The organism is Pseudomonas sp. MIL9 (assembly GCF_016887925.1).
Taxonomy (GTDB): domain Bacteria; phylum Pseudomonadota; class Gammaproteobacteria; order Pseudomonadales; family Pseudomonadaceae; genus Aquipseudomonas; species Aquipseudomonas mohnii.
Window position 1 is genome coordinate 275829 of record NZ_JAFEHE010000004.1, and the last position, 20149, is coordinate 295977.

The following is a 20149-nucleotide window of genomic DNA, read 5'->3' on the forward strand; positions in this document are numbered from 1 at the left end:
GAGCTCACGTGTACTGTGGAACACCTTACGCATATGTAATATTCGCGGCAGCTTTCTGAAAGGCATCACTGGTTATCCTCTAGTCAGAAGTAAGTGAACACTAGGAGAAAATCATGAAATCACTAAAAGTTTTTTTTGCCGTTTCCATCTTGACGATGTCTTCTTTGGCCATGGCTGAAGGAGGTGGTGACCGTGTTTATGGTCGAATGATGCAAGAGAACCAGAAGGCGATGGAGCAGTACGCCTTAGAAAACGGAAAGACGACACCTGAAGTCGTCCATTATGAATATGGAATGAACCTCGATGTCCAGAAGGTAATCAGTACCACTCAAGCCAATAAAAGCTGTGGCGTAGCCCCTTCGCGCATGACCTATGAAGATTCGGCGGGCAAGCTTAACACCCTGGAATACAAGGTTATGGGTACTAACTGCCCTCACGGAAGCTAGTTAGCGTTGGCCATAACTGCGCCAAGTTGTTCGGTATGTTTTGAGCCTGCTTACTGTTCGCTGACATAGAAGTAATTTTCAGGTCACGCTGGAGTTATCTATTGTATGAAATTATGTCTGCCGGCACGTAGGAGAAATCCTCACGTGCTGGTGGCTTTTTATAACTATAAAAAATTTCATAAAGAAACTCTGCCAAGCTAAAGCCTGGAGTGTTAAATGAACAATAAAAGCATTTATGGTCTTTCTCTCATTGCCCTTAGCATGAGCATGGCGCAAGTTGCAGTGGCTGTTGAGCAAAGACCTGAAGGATTCATTGAGGGGAGCACCTTTAGTATTCTCAATCGGAATCTCTATCTCAATCGTGATTATCGAAAGGGCCAGTCAAGCCCCACGGGAAATGGGTACTCAGCCGAATGGGCTCATGGCATCATTGGCCGGTTCGAATCAGGCTTTACTCAAGGTACCGTAGGCTTCGGCATTGACGCGTTTGCAATGGAAGGCCTCAAGCTCGATTCAGGTGATGGTCGCTCGGGAGCTCGTAGCTCAGTCGATGTCTTGCCGCACAATAGCAAAGGCCAACCTGAAGACTCCTACTCAAAAGTAGGCGGGGCCGCAAAAGTGCGTTTCCTGGATACAGTCGTCAAGGTAGGGGACGTATTTCCATCGACGCCTGTCGTGGCCTATGGCGATTCTCGACTCCTCCCTGAGAGTTTTCGTGGTGCAACGTTTACCAATACCAGCATCAAAGACCTGACCCTTCAGGGTGGTCGACTGCATGCGATGAGCCAACCCAATTCCAGTGGCATGCGTGACGGCTTTTCGACTTTCTACGCTGGTGCGGTAGATGCTCCGTGGATCGCTTATCTAGGGGGCGATTACACAGTCAATGAGCACGTAGGTGTGAGTCTTTACACCAGCCAATTCAAGGATGTGTGGAACCAGTATTACGCAGGCACCACATTGAGCTATCCGCTCTCAGACAGCGTATCGCTAATCGGTGGCTTTAATTACTACCGAGCGGTTGATGAGGGTAAAAAACTTCTGGGAAGCTTCGATAACAACATCTGGAGCGGCAAGACCGGGGTCAAATTCGGAGCGCACACCGTGACCGTTGGGTACCAGCGCAATAATGGTAACGACGACTTTGACTACCTTCGCCAATCCGACTCAATTTTCTTGGATAACTCTATTCAGTACAGCGATTTCAACTCACCGAAAGAGGAATCCTTGCAGCTGCGCTACGATCTAGATATGCAGGCTTTCGGCATCCCCGGTCTCAGCTTCATGACCCGCTACGCTAAGGGTTGGGATGCGGACTATTCCAACGCGAACAGCGTGTACATGCGTCGTGGAGCGGATGGCGCCCCACTGCAGGATCAAAAGCGTTGGGAACGAGACATCGAGGCTAAGTACGTCATCCAGTCAGGTTCTCTGAAGGACATGTCTCTACGTGTTCGCCAGGCAACGACACGAGCCACGGATTTCGAATCTGATTTGGACGAGGTCCGACTGATTGTCGAATACCCGCTGCAACTCCTTTAACGGGCGCTAGCCATCGGCATTAGGCCCCATTACCAGATACACCCCCGTCTCTTTGTTTCTCCTTTGGTTTTGGAGACGGCTTAGGCGCCCGAGTGGCGCCTTTTTTTGTGTATTGATATAACTGTTGGTATGTTCCGGCCATTATTCCAGATCTGATGCTGCCCCTCATGGGCTCTCGCACAATCAATTGCAGAAACAGGTTCTGCACGAGCAGGTGGTGTTGCTAACTGTGGCGTCTGAGGACGGCCGCGCGTGCCAGATGATCGGCGGTTTGAGGTCTAGGCTTAAGGTAAAGGATTTGCCGGGTTAGCCTGCACTTTGGCTTTATCGAGGAGCGTGACGTAGCCGCAGCCTTGAGTCTCTGACACATGAAAGAGCTGGATTTCTGCACGATGCATTCCACCTACTTCTTTAGCCGCGTGACGGTTATCCCGATCAAGCGTATGGGGATGGCTCGTTGGCGAGAAAGCTTGTTCACTTTTTTACTGAAGAACGTCAACAGCAACCTCAAATACTTTAATTTGCCGCTGAACCGACTGATCGAACTGGGTACGCAGGTTGCGATATAGAAACAAACAAGGCCGCAAATGCGGCCTTGTTTTATTCAGGGTGTTACTCGTGTGAGTGTCCGTGCTCAGCGCTCTCGGATGTTGTTCCTTTCTCACCGCCACCGCATGCGGTCATCAGGCCAAGAAAGCAGATCAGGAGCATCGAACGAATCAGCGTTGCTGGGGTTTTCATGGAATGACTTTTCAAAAAATGGATGAGATAAATGGTCTTTATCTAGGCTGAGCGCTGCATTTTCGGCAATAGAACAGCCATCGCGGCTTCGGATTACTGTTTGATGCTCAAGTAATCGCCGGCCGTTCTCAGTGAGATGGTCACGTCGCTGTTGCTGCGATTACGCCAAAACCAACCATGGGTGCCGTCAAAAATAGCGATGAATTCACCTTTATCACTTTTGACCTGCTTGCCCTTGTTGTAGCTGTGGAAGTAACCCTTTTCACCGTTGTAGGGCTCGCCATGGGTGTCGTAGTTCACAGGCCCACCAACCGTTGTCCATTCATAGTTGACGGTTCTGTTTTTCAGCACTTCCAGCTTGATTTCTTTCCCTTCACCAGGCTTCAGCGTGATGGTTAGTTGATCTTTTTTCAGGGCTAGATTGGACTTCGCCACAGGTTGAACCGCAGATTGCACTTCGGGTTTAACTGCTGCAATTTGCGGAGCCGGCTCCGGAGCCGATGCTTGCGGCGGATCTGCGTCCGCTAAAGCCTCTTGGGCAAGGATGATCTTCAATTCGCCCATCTGGGTAAGGCCCAGTGTTCGGCCTACACCTGTCGGATCAATGGCGTATTCCGAGGGCATTACGACTGTTACCAGAAGTCCCGCAGCAACCAATATTGCAAGAACAGTCGAACGTAGCAGTTTGCGAGTGCTGGGCAATTCATTAACAGTGGGAAGCGGAGTATTGAACATGGTCAGAATTCCTTACGCGGAGACAAACAGGCCGGTGATCTGGTAACCCATCAGCAGGAAACCGGCACTCATCATGGCAACGTTGGCGGTATAGGCGTGACGCCAGAAACTGCCGGTGCGCCGCCAATACCCCATCAAAATGAGAATCGCGCTAAGGGCCAGCAATTGGCCGATCTCGACGCCGACGTTGAAGGCGATCAAGTTCGGAATCAGGCCATCAGGCGAGATTTCGTACTCCTGGATCTTAGTGGCCAGCCCGAATCCATGGAGCAGGCCGAAGATCAGCGTGGCCACCTTGGTGTTGGGTTGGAAACCGAACCAGCGCTGGAATGCATCCAGGTTATCAAGCGCCTTGTACACCACCGAGAAGCCGATGATGGCGTCGATGATGTACGAGCTGATGCTGACCTCTGTAAGTACGCCAAGCAGCAGCGTGACCGAGTGCCCTACAGCGAACAGCGTGACGTAGAGCCCCACGTCTTTCAGGCGATAGAGGAAGAAGATCACCCCGAACAGAAACAGCAGGTGGTCGTAGCCCGTCATCATGTGCTTGGCGCCCATGTAGATGAAGGGCAGCAACATGACGCCGGAACTTTCTTGGATGAAGCCCTTGTCACCTTCCGCGACGGCGTGAGCCATCGCCTCGGGCATCCCGACGAAAAGTGTAGCGACAAGTAAAAACAACAGCAGTAGCGGGCGGTGCGATGGCGCAGTGAATGCGACAACGCCGCTCATCGAGTGCGAATGCATAGATCAATCCTACGTTGCAGGGATCAAAGGCCGCAGAGCGGCCATGGTCAGGATGCGAACGGGGGACGGGGTGGACGCTCGATCAAGAAAATCGGCGGACGAGGAACGGAATATCGGCGCGCATCAACTCGTATAGACAGCTTCGGCTGTGCAGCCAAACTTAACGCGGACGTGAGCTGAGGTGTTTCGTGCTGATGGTCAGGGGTCAACGGTGAGTGGTAGTGATCCGAGTAGCTCGCACGCGACATCTCTGCCTGCTGCTCATGGGAGTGATGGGCGTCTTGTGCAATCTCCCAGGCTGGCTGTTTCGATGTCACCGACAACGTATAGGTATGCCCTGCCCAAGCCACAAACATGGCGAGAGCAAGTGCGATTACCACCGTCATTGTCAGTGTTCTGCTGAACATAGTGTTCGGGTTTCAACTCGTTTTGTGGGGCTTTGATGCGTTTGACCGCATCCCCCTAGGGGGGATAGGATGCCAGCGTAATTCATTGAGGCCTGAGGCTCAAGTCATGAGTGAGCAAGAACACGAACACAGCCATGCGCATACCCACCAAAGTCATGAAGCAATCATCAAGCGGCTCAAGCGGGCGGACGGCCATTTACGCGGCATCATCACGATGATCGAAGAGGGTCGTGAGTGCGTGGACATTGCTCAGCAGTTACATGCTGTTGAAAAAGCGGTGTGCCAAGCCAAGCGCACGCTCATTCAGGATCACATCGATCACTGCCTGGAAGACACTGTTTCGGCGTTGGGCAATGGCGAGCGTGCACCGCTAGAAGCTTTCAAACAAATCACCAAGTACCTCTAGGTCTGACATGCCCAACTTCGCTGAACTCTTGCAACAGGGTGGCTCTCACGCCTGGCTATACTTTCCGAGTGCCATTCTGCTCGGAGCCTTGCACGGCCTGGAACCTGGCCACTCAAAAACCATGATGGCGGCCTTTATCGTGGCCATTCGTGGCTCGGTAAAACAGGCTGTATTGTTGGGCCTGGCCGCGACGCTGTCGCATACCGCTGTAGTGTGGTTGGTCGCCATTGGCGGCATGTATCTGGGCAAAGGCTTGGACGCTCAAACCACGGAGCCGTATTTCCAACTCGCGTCTGCTGCCCTGATCATTGTGATTGCGCTGTGGATGCTGTGGCGTACCTGGCGTGGCGAGCAGATGTTCAAGTTCGAGCAAGGTGATGATCACCACCACGACGAGCATGACCATGGTCATCATGATGAGACCCACCGAATTGATACTGGCCATGGCCGTGTTGAGCTGTCGATCTTCGAAGAAGGCGTGCCACCGCACTGGCGCCTGAAGACATTGACCGGACACGCCTGGGCAGCCTCAGATGTTCGCCTGATGACTACTCGTCTGGACGGCAGCACTCAATCGTTCTCTTTCGTCGAGCGCGAAGACTTCCTGGAGTCGGCACTCGATATCCCTGAACCGCATGAATTCAGTGCCCGCTTGAGCTTGGGCCATGCCGGTCATTCCCATGATTATGACCTGGAATACCTAGAGCATGATCACGGGCACGCGCATTCCGAACTGGAAGGCCTGGAGTTGTCGATTGATGGCTATCAGGATGCGCATGAGCGCGCCCATGCCAACGATATCCGCAAGCGCTTTACCAACCGTGAGGTCACCACGGGACAGATCATCATGTTCGGGTTGACGGGGGGGCTCATTCCTTGCCCTGCGGCCATCACCGTTTTGCTGCTCTGCCTTCAGGTCAAAGAAGTCGCCTTGGGTGGCGTGCTCGTCCTGTGCTTCAGCATTGGTCTGGCGCTCACATTGGTAACCGTCGGTGCAGCCGCCGCTATTGGCGCCAAGCAGGCCTCCAATCGCTGGCCTTGGATGGGCACCGTTGCGCGTCGTGCACCGTACCTGTCCAGCGTGTTGATCATCGGTGTTGGTCTGTACGTCGGCTTTCATGGCTGGATCGGCCTGAACGCATGAGGCGATGTCCGAGTGTTTGAACTCACCAGCTACGTTGGTCTGTTCCTGGCGGCATTCGGTGCCGCAACGTTACTGCCCATGCAGTCTGAAGCCGTGTTGGTCGGGATGTTGCTTTCCGACCAATACGTTGCTTCAACGCTTTTGGCGGTCGCAACTTTCGGCAACGTTCTTGGCTCTGTACTTAACTGGGTACTGGGCCGTTCTGTTGAACGATTCCGTCATAAGGGCTGGTTCCCAGTGAGCGAGAGCAAGTTAGAAAAAGCCCAGCAGTCCTATCTGCGCTACGGGCGCTGTTCACTGTTGCTGAGCTGGGTGCCCATCATTGGCGATCCGCTGACGGTAGTCGCCGGAGTCCTGCGCGAACCACTCTGGAGTTTCCTTCTGATCGTCACCCTGGCCAAGGGCGTGCGTTATCTCGTGCTGACCGCCGTCACACTGGGGTGGGCATGACGACGGCTCATACTACCCCGCTCCCCCCACTCAAGAGCCGAAGCAGTAGCCTGGATCTGATCAAGTGGCTGGCGATGCTCACAATGGTCATCGACCACTTACGATTGGTGTGGCCGGAAATGAGCAACCTGTTCATTCCGGGGAGACTTTCCTTTCCGCTGTTCTGTGTCGCCATTGCGGCCAACGTAGCGCGCTCCAAACCGGGCGAATTGCTGACGGTGGCGAATGGTCGATACCTTGCGCTGATGCTGTTGTTTGCCGCCATTTCAGAAGTGCCTTATCGCTACATCAGCACCTCGGGATCATTCAATGTGTTGGTTACCCTGGCATTGGGGCTGGTGATTGCCTGGGGGTGGCAACATCGCACTCTGTTAAGCAGCGCTATGGCGTTGATGGCCGCCGCAGTTGCCTACGGGCTGGATGATCCTCTGATGTACGGCTTCTACGGTGCACTTGTTCCAGCGGCTGGCTTAGTAGCAATAAAGAACCCCGGCGTTCTTTGGTTGCTGCCAGCGGCTCTATGCCTGTTGAGCAATACCCGCAGTAGCATCGTAACCAGGGCGTTGGACTTGGAAATCTATTCAATGCTGGCTTTGAGCACCGCATTCGCGGCCCCGTTGATCGGACTTTGGCTTCTGCGTCAGACCTTCTCCTTCAAGATCTGGCCGGTTGGGCAATGGGGCTACTGGTTCTATCCGGGGCACCTTGCCGCTCTGCAAGCCCTACGGCTCCTAGTCTGAATGTCCGACAACTAGCCTTAGCAAATCTTAGGAACTTACAATCATTTGTTGGGCCATCGGCGATGTTGATCATCGATCACGTATGGATGTTCGTGATCCGCACCTTCCTGGCCGTCGACGTGCGTGTGATCGCCCGGCAGATTCTCATGGGTGTGCTTGATAGAGTCTTGGTCATGAGCTGGACGCCAGATCACGATGCTGACCACCAGCGCACTACCTGCCACGACAGCGAGCCCAACAAACGACGCAGTGAGGCTGATGTTCGCACCCAACCATCCCGCCAATGGGTAGGTAATCAACCAGCAAGCATGGGATAGCGCAAATTGGGCGGCAAACAACGCTGGGCGATCTTCGGCATGTGCCGAGCGACGCAACAGTCGACCGCTCGGGGTTTGAGCCAAGGAGTAGCCCACCCCAAGCACCACCCACAGCGGTAGCAGGAAGTTATAGGTGGTTAGGTTGATGCCAACTGCTAAGCCTGCGAGCAATACTCCTCCACCAAACAACATGGCCGTTCGGTCTTTGATATTTTTCAACAGTCGAGGCAAGACCAGGGCCGCCACCATGGAACCGCCACCAAACGCGGCCAGCGCCAATGCCGTAGAACTCTGCGGCAGAGCGAAGCGCGACTGCACCAGCACCACCGTATTGACGATGACCATAGCACTGGCGGCCGCAACCGTAAGATTGAGAGCCAACAGCCCTCGCAAGCGAGGTGTGGCCAGAAATATGCGCATGCCACGGGTGGTTCGTTCGTAGATGCTGCGTCGTGGTATCTGCTTCGCCTTAGGCAGCAGCACTGTGGCGACTAGGGCCGCTGAGGCAAGGAACCCAATGACCGTGCCGGCGAACAGGCTATGGAAGCTGATCACCGTCAACAGTGCAGCGGCAAGCATCGGGCTCGCGACACTTTCAAGATCATAGGCCAGACGTGATAGCGACAAGGCACGGGTGTAGTCGTCTTCATCCACCAGTATGTCTGGAATGGTCGCCTGGAACGTCGGAGTGAACGCTGCCGAAGCGGACTGAAGGACGAAAATCAGCACGTAGATTTGCCAGACTTCCGTCACAAACGGAAGAGCCAGTGCGACCAGTGCTCGCACCAGATCCAGAGAGACCAGCATTGCCCGACGGGGTAAACGCTCTGCAAAAGCGGCTGCGATTGGCGCAACGCCAATGTAGGCCGTCATTTTGATCGCCAACGCCGTACCGAGCACAGCGCCCGCATTGGCACCTGCAAGGTCGAACGCTAATAGGCCTAATGCAACAGTGGCAAGACCCGTCCCAATGAGCGCAATCACTTGAGCCAAGAAGAGGTGACGGTAGGTACGGTTGGCTAGGATTTTCAGCATGAAATATCTCAAATAGCGAAGTGCGTAACCATGTGGTTACCGAACTTTCCACGAAGAGACGCAATCAGCTGGTTTCGTCTCTGTTGATTGCTGCATCCCCCCAGGGGGGATGTGGTTCGATCCTAAACCATTGACCTAGGCAGCTCAAGAGATAGGCGCTACGCCATCTATCGAATTATTGAAGTGCCGGGCCGCCCATACGGCTTGTATTGGTACTGCGCGGCGAGGCGACGTGCTGAATGTTTCGAATGCAGCATTCAAATGCTGCAACGCTGCTGGTCGGATGGATTCCCTCCCTGGGTTGTATGGCCAATTGGAACGTGTGATTATATTGTTCTAATAGGTAGGGGGGGTATGGTATGAGTCACATGAGATCAAGCAAAGACAATCTTCTTAAGCGCGTAAAGCGAATCGCTGGGCAAGTCCAGGCGATTGAGCGAGCACTCGACTCTGATGATGACTGCTCGAAAACTCTGCTTTTGGTCGCTTCTACCCGTGGCGCTATCAATGGGCTGATGGATGAAATTATCGAAGACCACGCTCGTGAACACGTCGCGAATCCGACACTCAGCAACGACGAAAGAGCGAAAGGTGTCGACGAGCTGCTCGAAGCCATTCGCCGCTATTCCAAATAGGATTTGCCCAGATGAGTAATTCGTACGCCGAGTATTCCCACGACCATATGTTCCTTGGGAAATCACATGAAGAAAACGCCAAGCGAACCTTGTGGGTGGTGGCCCTGACCGTCGTAATGATGGTTGCTGAAATCACCGCAGGTTATCTCACTGGCTCAATGGCGTTGCTTGCTGATGGTTTTCACATGGCAACGCATGCAGGAGCACTGGGCATAGCCGCAGCTGCTTACGCTTACGCGAAAAGACATGCCTCAAGTGCTCGCTACAGTTTTGGAACTGGCAAGGTGGGAGACTTGGGTGGCTTCGCTTCTGCTCTGATTTTGGGACTGGTTTCCTTGGGAATTGCTGGAGAGTCGCTGTTTCGTCTCTTTCAACCGACTCAAGTGCAATTCGGGACAGCGACTCTAATCGCAATTGTCGGACTAGCAGTGAATGTGGTGAGCGCGCTTTTGCTGTCTGGCGGTCATGATCATCACCATGGGCATGACCACGGCCACGATGAGTCTCACCATGCGCATGGTCACGACAATAATTTGCGCTCTGCATACGTTCACGTCATTGCAGATGCACTGACTTCGGTTCTGGCCATCGCAGCCCTTCTTGCTGGTCGATACCTTGGTTGGGTATGGCTCGACCCTGCAATGGGGATTGTGGGTGCCGTTGTGATTGCACGCTGGGCTTGGTCGTTGATGAGGGTGACTTCGGGTGTATTGCTCGACCAGACAGATGATCATGTCGCTGAAGAGATTCGTGAACTGGTTGAGCGACCGGGAGATGCTTCGATCATTGATCTTCATGTCTGGCAGGTGGGGCCGCAAGCCCGCGCCGCGATTGTGAGTGTTCTGGGCAGCCCAGCAGTCAATGCAGAAAACATACGAGAGCGGCTTGCGACGGTTCATGAGATCACTCATCTGACAGTTGAGTTCCGCACGAAGTTGGGTGCTGACTCACCTGATCAGATCGCTGTTCTGGCTTAGCAATGAACCCGCAGCACGCATAAGTTCGACGAGGAATTGAACAATGGCCAAGGACATCGAAAATCCCTGTATTTCTGTTTGCCAGCTGAACAGCGAACTGTGCGTTAGCTGCGGTCGCACCAAGGAAGACATCAGAAAATGGAAACGAATGAAGCGTCCAGAAAAAATGGCCGCTGTACAACGCGCGACCCTGCGTCTGAAGAGCCTTCAAAAAAAGAACTCTTAAGCCACCGTCATTTACGTTTTCTACTGTTTCAGCCGAGACAGATGTCCTGATTCAGGAAGGCAAGCTGAGGGGGGCAACGCCATCTCCGAACTTAACACTATCGCGATCAGCTGCGCAGTGCTTGTCAGCATGCTGAGGATAGGGTCATCTCAAATTGTTATTGAGGACTGCGGTTCGGGGTTGTCTGATTAGGCACAAGCATGCCTTTACGACGGCTGTTGATCGTCTTTAGCCATGGCTTGAGAATGAAATCGAAGGAGCATGTCCCGCTGCATGGTCATGAACGCTGACCATGCTGTGACGGGAGGGATGGGGTGGGATTAGTTTTGAGGGTACTCAGCAATGACCTGATCTGTGCCAGCTTTGGTCAGGCCGATTATCTGGTAGGCCTCATGCACTCCGTCGACTTCCATTCCTGGAGAACCAGGTGGCATGCCGGGAGCAGCGATCCCGAGAAGGTCGTCGCGTTTACTCATCGCAATTATTTGCTCAGCTGGCACGTGGCCTTCAACAAACTTCCCGTTGATCATCGCGGTGTGACAAGACGAGAGTCGTGGAGCGACACCCAGATCTTGTTTGAGAGCACTCATGTTGGTTTCTTCATGATCGATGACGGTGAAGCCATTGGCCTCAAGATGCTGAATCCATTTTTTGCAACATCCGCAGTTTGCATCACGATGCACATCGATGGTGAGGGCCTGCGCCGCTTGAGCCGTTGAGCCAATGAACAGCGCGGCGAATGTTGCGATACGCAGAGATCGACTTGAAAGTCGGAAGCTACCTGTCATGAATATTTCCTTTTCCCTTGGAGACGGCGAGATGTTCTACGAAGCAATAGAACCCCACTCAAGCGTTCATGCCGCTGCAAAGGTTACATTGAAGGATCTACTCTAGAGTCGGGGAGCTAACTCCCCGATCATTAGAATTCGTAGGGCTAGTGATCAAATCGCTTAGAACCACATCCGAATACCAGCTACAAATCGGGCCTCGTTTGTTTTTTCCCCATCATCGCTGGCCAGGTCAGCCGTCTTACCGTATGAGCGATTCCAGCTAACACCAATGTAGGGGGCGAATTGACGAGTAATTTCGTAGCGCAACCGCAGGCCTAGTTCGGTGTTGGCCAATCCAGATCCTATGCCGCGCTGAGGATCATTTTTTCCGTACAAGTTTACTTCGGCGGTCGGCTGCAAGATCAGGCGATTGGTCAACAGGATGTCGTAATCGCCTTCAAATCGAGCAGCGGTTTGACCGTTCTCACCAATATAAGCAGTCGCTTCAGCTTCAAAGTTATAGAGGGCCATGCCCTGAATACCGAGCGCTCCCCAGGTTTGAGGTGACCCGGGTTTGAAATCTTGTCGAATACCGGTGACGACATCCCACCATGGACCGATGGCGTGTCCCCACAGAGCCTGAAGTTCAGCGTTTTCGGTTACGCCATTTGTACGTTCGCCTTCCGAACGCAACCAGAGGCGGTCGACGTCACCGCCGATCCACCCTTTTGCATCCCAAGCCAGCGCACTGCCGTTGTCAGCGTCTTGGTACTCAAATTTATCCAGGAGGATGAACGAGTTAATTTTTTTATCGTGCACACCATGGCCTGGTACGTCTGGAAAAGCGGCGGCCCGGTCAGCGTCGGTAAGTACGGGGATCGGGGTTCGGCTTGTGGTAGTCGCCCCTCCATCCATGCTTTCCATACCGTCCATTTGCCCGTTATCCATGCTCATCTTGCTGTGATCCATCGCCCCCATCTTGCTATGGTCCATGGCTCCCATTGAGCCGTGGTCCATCTTGGAGTGATCCATCGCGGCATCTTTCGCTTTGGCTGGTTTGGATTTTTGTGCAATTGATGGCTTTGCGTCCGCACTTGATGGCATCGCCATCGACGGATCCATCTCTTCAGCGGCTTGAGCCATAAAAAAGAATGCTGGACCGGTGGAGACTGCAAGTGCCATCAGCGTTGGGCGTAAAAACTTACTGGTCATGATCTCAATCTGCCTTTTTGGTTTTTTGGTCATGATCCATCGACTCATGGCTCATCTTGCTATGGTCCATTGACCCGTGATCTAGCTTCGAATCGTTTGCCGCTGCTGGCTTGTCCGTTGCTGTAGCAGGAACAGTGGTTGAATGATCGCTGCCATTTTCCTCTGCCAGCACCGTGGACGAGAGTCCACTCAGCAGGACAGCGGCAAAGAGGCAATCCACGAGGGAATTACGATTTAGGTATGTGCTCACAGATCGTCTCCTTTACTCATCAACCCGTACTTCACGGAACATGCCCATTTCCATATGGAAAAGCAGGTGGCAGTGATATGCCCAGCGGCCTAAGGCATCAGCGGTGACTCGATAGCTGCGTTTGGTACCTGGTGGCATATCAATCGTGTGCTTGCGCACCATGAACTTGCCGTTCTCATCCTCGAGGTCACTCCACATGCCGTGAAGGTGGATGGGGTGGGTCATCATGGTGTCGTTCACCAAGGTGATGCGCAGACGCTCGCCATACTTCAGGCGCAGTGGTTCGGCGTCAGAGAATTTGATGCCGTTGAACGACCACGAAAACTTCTCCATGTGACCGGTCAGGTGAAGCTCGATGGTGCGATTTGGCTCGCGGCCGTCAGGATCTTGGAAAGTGCTTTTCAAGTCGGAGTAAGTGAGCACTCGACGACCATTGTTCCGCAAGCCTATGCCAGGATCGTTCAGCTTTGGCGTTGGACTCATGGCTTGCATGTCAACCAAGGGATTGTTGGTTTCAGAGGCTGGGTGAGTCTGCATTCCTCCACCCATACCTCCCATGCCAGCCATCCCTGACATATCACCACTGCCCATTCCTGCCATCTTGCTGTGGTCCATGCCAGCCATGTTGGACATGTCGCCTTTGTCCATGCCAGCCATCTTGCTGTGATCCATACCAGCCATGTTAGTCATGTCACCGCTGTCCATGCCGGTCATCCCGGTCATGTCACCTTGGTTCATCCCTGCCATCTTGCTGTGGTCCATGCCGGCCATGTCGCCGCCGCCCATTCCACCCGAGCTGCCATGGTCCATACCAGCCATACCGCCCATCCCCATGTCATCCATAGTTACTATAGGACGTGGGTCAATTGCAGGTATCGGTGCCTTTAGGCCGTCACGCACTGCAAGTGTTCCGCTAGCGTAACCTGTGCGATCCATAGACTGAGCGAAGATGGTGTACGCCTCATCAGTAGCAGTCTCCACAATAACGTCATATGTTTCAGCTACCGCAATACGAAACTCGTCGACGCTCACCGGCTTGACATGTTGACCGTCTGCGGCAACCACGGTCATCTTCAACCCAGGAATGCGGACGTCGAAATAGCTCATGGCCGAGCCGTTGATAAAGCGCAGACGGAGTTTCTCGCCCGGTTTGAAAATACCAGTCCAGTTACCGTTGGGTGCCTGGCCATTCATGAGATAGGTATAGGTATCCGCGCTGACATCGCCGAGGTCAGTAGGACTCATGTTCATCTCAGCCCACATCTTTCGATCTGCTACCGTCGAAGACCAACCTTTGCTGCTGACATCGTCTATGAAGTCTCCGACGGTGCGCTTGTGATGGTTGTAATAGCCCGATTGTTTCTTGAGTTTCGCCATAACGTGGCTGGGATCTTCGTCGGTCCAGTCAGTCAACATCACCACGTAGTCGCGATCGTATTGAAACGGTTCAGGTTCTTTCGAATCGATGACGATTGGACCGTAAACGCCTGCCTGCTCCTGCAAACCCGAGTGGCTGTGATACCAGTAGGTTCCGTTCTGATGAAGCTTGAATTTGTATTCGTACATGCCATCGGGTGCGATGCCATGGAAGCTCAAGCCAGGCACACCGTCCATGTTGGCGGGTAAGATGATCCCGTGCCAATGGATTGATGTGTCTTGGTCTAGACGGTTTTTTACACGCAGAGTGACGGTCTCACCCTCACGCCAACGCAGCAACGGTCCGGGCAATGATCCGTTGATGGTCATAGCTGTGCGAGGCGAGCCTGTGATGTTTACAGGGCTTTCACCAATAAACAGATCAAATTCGTTACCGGAGAGTACGCTCGGCATACCAGGACTTGTCACCGCCCATACAGGAGTGCGCCAAAGGCCAAGGCCGCCGAGAATGCCACCAGCGGCCAAGCCTTTCACGAATGTCCGCCTAGAGGTTTTGGAGTGCATGCCGTTATGTCCAATCAGTCAAAAGGGAAGCCGCGCGAAACAACAAATGAATTGTCTGGATGAGACTCACTCACCGTTACAAAAGACGAACTCAAACGGTAAGCGAGCTCAGAAATTGCCACATTTAAACCACCACAGTGATTACATTTCTGTCAGCTTGTGAGCGTAGCTCAAATATTTAGCAATTTTTGTGGTCCATCGCCCTGGCTTTGCTTTCCGCGACAGGAGGCTGGGAATTTTTCGTTTGGGCTACTTGGTACGATTCCATCGAGTTACTCCTGGCCGCTTCCATACGTTCGAAAGTGCGGTCACCTCCGCCTTCAGCCATAGCAAAAGAAGATACGGTCAGAGCAGCGATGACGAACAAGGTTTTGATAGGGTTCATTTGGGTTTCCTCTGATAGATGGTAGCCCCTGAATCCACAACAAAGTTGTTGATGCTCAGGGAAGAGCTTAAGGCTCAATAGGACTATAAGACTGATTCCCTGTCAGGCAGCTTAGGCCAATATTACAGTTGTGTCAGGTTCCGATATTTCTCTTGAGCTGCGATGTACTTAATCCGTATGGTCTATCCATTGTCGGAATTCGCTGAAATCAAGCTCCTAAAATTTAGCCGTTCGGTGTTCTGTGCTTTCGGTCACTTTCACAGGGCTTGACGTTTTTTGAATTTGCACCGGAGTTATAAGCCGACTCAGACGCGCCACATTCAACACATAAGTGTTTGATATAGGTGAAAATGGGAAATAGTAGCGTGACGGAAGGTGGCCGCTTGTGAGCATTAATTTTGAAAAAGCGCTTGGCTCCGCAGAAAGAGCGTTAGTTTATCGCAGCCAAAGAGCTGAGGTACTTAGCAATAATATCGCTAACGCTGATACTCCTAACTTTAAGGCTAGAGATTTGGAGTTTTCTGCTGTGCTCGCCAGCCAGACAAAACGAGGCTTGGATTCTCCGTTCTCTTTGAAAACAACAAACCTAAAACATATTGCCGCAAACGAATTAGCAAGTGATGGTCAAGGTGATGGTTTGCTTTACAGCACGCCTTACCAACCGTCACTTGATCAAAATACTGTGGATGCACAGCTTGAAGTGGCAAAGTTTACTGATAACGAAATTCATTTTGAAAGCGCTTTTAATAGATTAAACGGAGCATTTAAGGGGCTGCTTAAAGCTCTGCGAGGTGATTAGTAAAATTTACCCAACAATGAAATCAGCGCCTTAAGCGCTGATTTGCGATGGGAAACCGAGTGATTCGACAGCTTTACGAACTTGCTCTGGGTTTTCGCTACTTTCAACTTTTACCTTACCTGCCGCGCGATCCACGGAAACTTTAGCCTCGCTGTCCAACGACTGAATCGCTTTAGTGATTTTGCTGACGCAGCTACCGCAACCAATGCCTGATACGTTTAAGACGAACATGGTTATTCCTCTTGTGCTGAGCGGTCTCTTTTCACCGCGATTACAGCATCAACGTTGACACCGCGGTAAGGTCAAGAGTTATGTTTTGTGGGGTGCGAGCAACGGTTGCGCTCAAGCTATATGGGTATTCCTCAGTCTCAAAGCATTGAAAACTACTGACGCAGAACTGACGCTCATGGCTAACGCAGCGATCATTGGCGACAGAAGGTGCCCCGTCAGCGGATAGAGTAGGCCTGCGGCCAAGGGAATACCCATTGAGTTGTAAAGGAAGGCGAAACCCAAGTTTTGCCGCATGTTTTTTACTGTCGCAACCGAAAGTGCCCGTGCCCGTAAAATCCCCATCAGGTCGCCTTTTACCAGCGTGAGCTGAGCGCTATTCATCGCGACATCAGTCCCTGTACCCATGGCAATGCCCACATCTGCACGCGCCAAGGCCGGTGCGTCGTTGATACCGTCGCCGGCCATGGCAACCTTTCGACCGTATCGCTGGAGGTCCGCCACCAGGCGCTCTTTGTCCTGAGGTTTGACTTCTCCATGAACCTCTTCAATACCCATCTCCTTGGCGACAGCACGTGCGGTGGTGAGCCCGTCTCCGGTGGCCATGATGATTTTTACGTTATCAGCTTTAAGCTTGGTGACTGCTTCTTTGGAGGTCGGTTTTATCGGATCTGAGACCGCCAGTAATCCTGCCAGAACCCCGTCAACTGCTAGATAGATTATGCTGATGCCTTCAAGGCGCAACAACTCTGCACGGTACTGTAAGACCTTGGTGCTTACACCGGCAGCGTCCATCAGCGCTGTGTTGCCCAGCTGTACTTTCTTGCCATCAACAAGGCCACTGACTCCAATCCCAGACCCGGACTCAAACGATTCAGGCTTGGTGAGCGCGATATTTTCAGTTCGGGCGTGATCGACGATGGCGTGCGCCAAAGGATGTTCGCTGCCTTGATCAAGGCTAGCGGCCAGTTGAAGAACATCGTGTGGGTTAAAATCTGGTGTGGCCTCCACACTGTGAAATTCCGGCCGTCCCTCTGTCAGGGTCCCCGTTTTATCGACAATCAGCGTGTCGATCTTGCAAAGGTTTTCAATAGCACTGGCGTCCCTGAACAGCACTCCCATACTGGCCGCTTTACCGGTCGAAACCATGATCGACATGGGCGTTGCAAGACCAAGTGCACAGGGGCAAGCGATGATAAGTACGGCGACAGCATTGATCAGGCCGAAGACCCAGCTGGGTTCCGGGCCGAATAGTCCCCAACCTAAGAATGTCAGCAACGCAATCGCGATAACCCCCATCACAAAGTAGCCGGCGATCGAGTCGGCCATTCTTTGCATTGGCGCTTTGGAGCGTTGGGCTAGAGCGACCATTTGCACTATCTGAGACAGCATGGTGTCGGCGCCGACCTTTTGCGCCTCCATCACCAAGCTCCCGTGAGTATTAAGCGTGGCGCCGATCAAACTATCCCCTGGCCTTTTCATTACCGGCACAGGTTCACCAGTGAGCATGGACTCATCCACCGCACTTTCTCCCTCGAGCACAGAGCCATCAACTGGCACCTTTTCACCAGGTCTGACCCGCAAATGGTCGCCCAAGTGAACATGGGTAAGAGGAATGTCTTCCTCCTGACCATCGGCGTTGATCTTGCGTGCAGTTTTGGGAGATAGGCCTAGAAGGGACTTAATGGCGGCGGAGGTTTGTGACCGTGCTTTTAGCTCAAGAATCTGCCCAAGCAAGGTGAGCGAGATGATGACTGCAGCGGCTTCGAAGTAAACGCCGATGCGTCCATCTTGCATGAAGGTGGTGGGAAAACTTTGGGGAAAGAGGGTTGCTGCGACGCTGTAAAGATAAGCTGCGGAAGTACCCAAACCTATCAGAGTCCACATATTTGGACTGCGATTTCTAACAGATGCTATGCCCCTTACAAAAAAGGGCCACCCTGCCCATAAGGTGACCGGTGTCGCAAGAGCAAACTCGATCCAGTTTTGAACCGAGCCATGGAAGAGTTGTAATGAATGGCCCGCCATGGCTAGAACGGTCACTATCACGGTTAAAGGCAGAGACCACCAAAAGCGGCGCGCGAAATCACGGAGCTCGGTTTTGTCATCGTCATCTAGCGCCGGAATGACAGGTTCTAATGTCATGCCACATTTTGGGCAATTGCCGGGCCCTGGCTGTTTTATTTCCGGGTGCATCGGGCAGGTAAATTCAGTGGCTACTTGGACCGCGGGCTCTGTAGCCGCGATGCTGGGTTCAGTGCTGGGATGAATACCACTGTAGTGCTCTGGAGCTGCCCGAAATTTCTCTTGGCATTTTTGGCTGCAAAACTGATAAATCTGTCCCTGATAAGACTCGCCAAATTTACTTGGAGGCGTAATCGTCATGCCGCACACCGGGTCACGTAGATCAGCGTCAGGGGGCGAGGCAGCGTGGGTAGGACCGTGATCGTGGTGGCTCGGTTTATTGGGCATAGCTATTTCTCTTCCTTGTTGGCTTGCGCCTGATTGCCATGGTCATGTACGCCATGTCCATGCCCAAAAAAATGCATCAATGGACAGATCAACAGAATGAGATAGGGCAAATATGGATAAACGTGGCTGAAATGCTCCCGCACCACGTAGAAGGCGCCGATCACAATGAACATAATCAGTACAACGCCTGTTTTGCGCGTCCAAAATGGGGTGGTGATGCTTCCAGCCGGATGCTGATGGTTATTCATGATCTAGACCCCAGTGTGTGAGCGAGTTGCTCTGATGTCTGCCTCAGAGCGTAGCCAACTCTTGAGGAGACGCGGGTTTAGCGGTCAGTTCAGGCTCAGTTCAGGTCAAATTGACCGACCATCCCAGACTGGTAATGACCTGGCACGTTACAGGCAAATTGAAGTCCAGTTGTATTGTTGAAGGTCCAGATCAATTCCTTTGTTGCTCCTGGCTCGATCAGCATGCTGTTCGGGTCGTTGTGTTCCATTCCAACCATCTTCATCCCTCCCATGCTGTGACCCATGCTGCCCGTCATTTTCCCTGACCCGGTGGGTGTAAGCGTTCCATTCTGGAACATGCTCGCCATTTCTTTTTGGTGCGCGGCATGAGCGGCGGCTTGGCCGATATTGAATTCGTGCAGCAGTGCGCCCTTATTACGAAGGACAAAACGAATAGTCTCACCAGGCTTCACATCGATGTTTTTAGGCATGAAGAAAATATCACCCATCTCCACATCTACCGTACGGGTCACCGCAGAGGCGACGCCAGGCTGGCCGATGTCCTCTTTGCCATGACCTACGTCTGCCATGGCCGTCGCACCGAAGAATAAGGTGATCGCCGCAATAACTGGGGTAACGAGCTTAGCTTTCATGATGACCTCAAGAGCAAATGGAAAACACTAGCTATGCTAAAAGGATAGAGCTGCCAGCTAACTGACGTGAACACTACATTTCTGTCAGTTTCCAAGAGTAGTGCGGCGCGCATATGACGCCGTACCAACCGAGCGGATCAAACAGCCCATCGGAGGTACCCGGTTACTGATGGTTCTCAGAAAGCATCAGTTTGTGTTCGCGCTGCATTTGGTTCAAAACGTCATCAACCATAGCGTCGTGCTTTTCCATCCAGGAAAGATGTTCCTGAGGCGACATTGATGCTTTTGGGTGATCCTGATGGAGTTGGTTCATGATCTCGCCCAGCAGTTTCATATGCTCGGCCATGTGTACATGGCGCTCTCCCTCTGGGGCTTTTTCAGCTTGCACCAAGGTCGCTTCTGCTTTGTCGCGTAGGCTTTCCATACGCTCCGCAATCCGATCTGCGCCACCTTCAGCCAAAGCAGACGCTGAGATGAGTATCGAACCCACAAAGATAAGGATTTTTAGATGATTCATGAGGAAGCTCCTTTTTGATCTGTTTTCCGGCTCCCCCAAGGTTTCATGCGGAGGCGTCGGTCGAGTACTAGGGAGTACTCATGCTCGAACCCTAGACAGCACTCGCTGACATCTACCTGAAGCCAATATTACTTTTCTGTCAGT

General features: G+C 52.7%; 23 protein-coding genes and 1 pseudogene. 11 read left to right on the forward strand and 13 right to left on the reverse strand.

Annotated elements, in window-relative coordinates:
• Positions 1-113 precede the first annotated feature (113 nt).
• The 3 genes and pseudogenes from JQF37_RS05720 to JQF37_RS05730 form a co-directional block, all read left to right on the forward strand.
• Positions 114-446, forward strand: a complete 333-nt coding sequence (locus tag JQF37_RS05720) for a DUF2790 domain-containing protein (RefSeq protein WP_017341662.1) — start codon at positions 114-116, stop codon at positions 444-446.
• 216 nt (positions 447-662) lie between these two features.
• Complete coding sequence (locus JQF37_RS05725; RefSeq protein ID WP_017341661.1) at positions 663-1988, forward strand: OprD family porin; 1326 nt, start codon at positions 663-665, stop codon at positions 1986-1988.
• Between the two features lie 145 nt (positions 1989-2133).
• Positions 2134-2557, forward strand: a pseudogene (locus JQF37_RS05730) (KUP/HAK/KT family potassium transporter); the annotation flags it as partial.
• Positions 2558-2822: 265 nt separating this feature from the next.
• On the opposite strand, the gene JQF37_RS05735 reads toward JQF37_RS05730, so the two are convergent.
• Both JQF37_RS05735 and JQF37_RS05740 read right to left on the reverse strand, forming a co-directional pair.
• Positions 2823-3464 (reverse strand): hypothetical protein, encoded by a 642-nt coding sequence (locus tag JQF37_RS05735; RefSeq protein ID WP_031319193.1) that lies wholly within the window; start codon positions 3462-3464, stop codon positions 2823-2825.
• A 12-nt stretch (positions 3465-3476) separates the two neighbouring features.
• Complete coding sequence (locus tag JQF37_RS05740) at positions 3477-4214, reverse strand: HupE/UreJ family protein (RefSeq protein ID WP_052909679.1); 738 nt, start codon at positions 4212-4214, stop codon at positions 3477-3479.
• A gap of 513 nt (positions 4215-4727) precedes the next feature.
• Here JQF37_RS05740 and JQF37_RS05745 point away from each other — a divergent pair.
• Genes JQF37_RS05745 through JQF37_RS05760 form a run of 4 tightly spaced genes read left to right on the forward strand, consistent with a single transcriptional unit; the run spans position 4728 to position 7361 of the window.
• Positions 4728-5027 (forward strand): metal-sensing transcriptional repressor, encoded by a 300-nt coding sequence (locus JQF37_RS05745; RefSeq protein WP_017341657.1) that lies wholly within the window; start codon positions 4728-4730, stop codon positions 5025-5027.
• Positions 5028-5034: 7 nt separating this feature from the next.
• The gene (locus tag JQF37_RS05750) at positions 5035-6171 is read left to right on the forward strand and encodes a nickel/cobalt efflux protein RcnA (RefSeq protein ID WP_052909678.1); all 1137 of its coding nucleotides are present in this window, start codon (positions 5035-5037) and stop codon (positions 6169-6171) included.
• 12 nt (positions 6172-6183) lie between these two features.
• Positions 6184-6621, forward strand: a complete 438-nt coding sequence (locus JQF37_RS05755) for a YqaA family protein (protein WP_017341655.1) — start codon at positions 6184-6186, stop codon at positions 6619-6621.
• Entirely contained in the window at positions 6618-7361 is a 744-nt protein-coding gene (locus tag JQF37_RS05760) for a TraX family protein (protein WP_017341654.1), read from the forward strand. Before JQF37_RS05755 ends, JQF37_RS05760 begins: the two co-directional genes overlap by 4 nt.
• Positions 7362-7402: 41 nt before the next feature.
• Here JQF37_RS05760 and JQF37_RS05765 read toward each other — a convergent pair whose 3' ends face one another.
• Positions 7403-8713, reverse strand: a complete 1311-nt coding sequence (locus JQF37_RS05765) for an MFS transporter (RefSeq protein WP_017341653.1) — start codon at positions 8711-8713, stop codon at positions 7403-7405.
• Between the two features lie 359 nt (positions 8714-9072).
• Between JQF37_RS05765 and JQF37_RS05770 the strand changes: the two genes are divergently transcribed.
• The 3 genes from JQF37_RS05770 to JQF37_RS05780 are packed head-to-tail and all read left to right on the forward strand — an operon-like array spanning position 9073 to position 10551.
• Positions 9073-9348: a metal/formaldehyde-sensitive transcriptional repressor gene (locus JQF37_RS05770; protein WP_017341652.1), complete on the forward strand. Its 276-nt coding sequence runs from the start codon at positions 9073-9075 to the stop codon at positions 9346-9348.
• Positions 9349-9359: 11 nt separating this feature from the next.
• A complete protein-coding gene (dmeF, locus tag JQF37_RS05775; protein WP_017341651.1) occupies positions 9360-10325 on the forward strand; it encodes a CDF family Co(II)/Ni(II) efflux transporter DmeF in 966 nt (321 codons plus the stop codon).
• 43 nt (positions 10326-10368) lie between these two features.
• The gene (locus JQF37_RS05780; RefSeq protein ID WP_017341650.1) at positions 10369-10551 is read left to right on the forward strand and encodes a DUF1289 domain-containing protein; all 183 of its coding nucleotides are present in this window, start codon (positions 10369-10371) and stop codon (positions 10549-10551) included.
• Positions 10552-10871: 320 nt separating this feature from the next.
• On the opposite strand, the gene JQF37_RS05785 is transcribed toward JQF37_RS05780, so the two are convergent.
• The 5 genes from JQF37_RS05785 to JQF37_RS05805 all read right to left on the reverse strand — a co-directional run bounded on the left by JQF37_RS05785 (position 10872) and on the right by JQF37_RS05805 (position 15109).
• Positions 10872-11339, reverse strand: coding sequence for a DUF411 domain-containing protein (locus JQF37_RS05785; protein ID WP_017341649.1), 468 nt, complete (start codon positions 11337-11339; stop codon positions 10872-10874).
• A gap of 162 nt (positions 11340-11501) precedes the next feature.
• Positions 11502-12566, reverse strand: coding sequence for a copper resistance protein B (locus JQF37_RS05790; RefSeq protein WP_017341648.1), 1065 nt, complete (start codon positions 12564-12566; stop codon positions 11502-11504).
• Positions 12538-12783, reverse strand: a complete 246-nt coding sequence (locus JQF37_RS05795; protein ID WP_130205476.1) for a hypothetical protein — start codon at positions 12781-12783, stop codon at positions 12538-12540. The genes JQF37_RS05790 and JQF37_RS05795 overlap by 29 nt, the downstream gene beginning before the upstream one ends.
• 12 nt (positions 12784-12795) lie before the next feature.
• Positions 12796-14724, reverse strand: a complete 1929-nt coding sequence (locus JQF37_RS05800) for a copper resistance system multicopper oxidase (RefSeq protein WP_017341646.1) — start codon at positions 14722-14724, stop codon at positions 12796-12798.
• Between the two features lie 178 nt (positions 14725-14902).
• Positions 14903-15109, reverse strand: coding sequence for a co-regulatory protein PtrA N-terminal domain-containing protein (locus JQF37_RS05805; protein ID WP_017341645.1), 207 nt, complete (start codon positions 15107-15109; stop codon positions 14903-14905).
• A 385-nt stretch (positions 15110-15494) separates the two neighbouring features.
• Between JQF37_RS05805 and flgB the strand changes: the two genes are divergently transcribed.
• Positions 15495-15908, forward strand: coding sequence for a flagellar basal body rod protein FlgB (flgB, locus tag JQF37_RS05810; protein WP_017341644.1), 414 nt, complete (start codon positions 15495-15497; stop codon positions 15906-15908).
• Positions 15909-15938: 30 nt separating this feature from the next.
• On the opposite strand, the gene JQF37_RS05815 is transcribed toward flgB, so the two are convergent.
• The 5 genes from JQF37_RS05815 to JQF37_RS05835 form a co-directional block, all read right to left on the reverse strand.
• Complete coding sequence (locus JQF37_RS05815) at positions 15939-16139, reverse strand: heavy metal-associated domain-containing protein (protein WP_017341643.1); 201 nt, start codon at positions 16137-16139, stop codon at positions 15939-15941.
• 111 nt (positions 16140-16250) lie between these two features.
• Positions 16251-18521 (reverse strand): heavy metal translocating P-type ATPase, encoded by a 2271-nt coding sequence (locus tag JQF37_RS05820; protein WP_158488427.1) that lies wholly within the window; start codon positions 18519-18521, stop codon positions 16251-16253.
• A gap of 89 nt (positions 18522-18610) precedes the next feature.
• On the reverse strand, positions 18611-18856 hold the full coding sequence (locus JQF37_RS05825) for a DUF2933 domain-containing protein (RefSeq protein ID WP_017341641.1): 246 nt from the start codon (positions 18854-18856) through the stop codon (positions 18611-18613).
• A gap of 95 nt (positions 18857-18951) precedes the next feature.
• The gene (locus JQF37_RS05830) at positions 18952-19488 is read right to left on the reverse strand and encodes a plastocyanin/azurin family copper-binding protein (RefSeq protein WP_017341640.1); all 537 of its coding nucleotides are present in this window, start codon (positions 19486-19488) and stop codon (positions 18952-18954) included.
• Between the two features lie 163 nt (positions 19489-19651).
• Positions 19652-20005, reverse strand: a complete 354-nt coding sequence (locus JQF37_RS05835) for a co-regulatory protein PtrA N-terminal domain-containing protein (protein ID WP_017341639.1) — start codon at positions 20003-20005, stop codon at positions 19652-19654.
• Positions 20006-20149 lie beyond the last annotated feature (144 nt).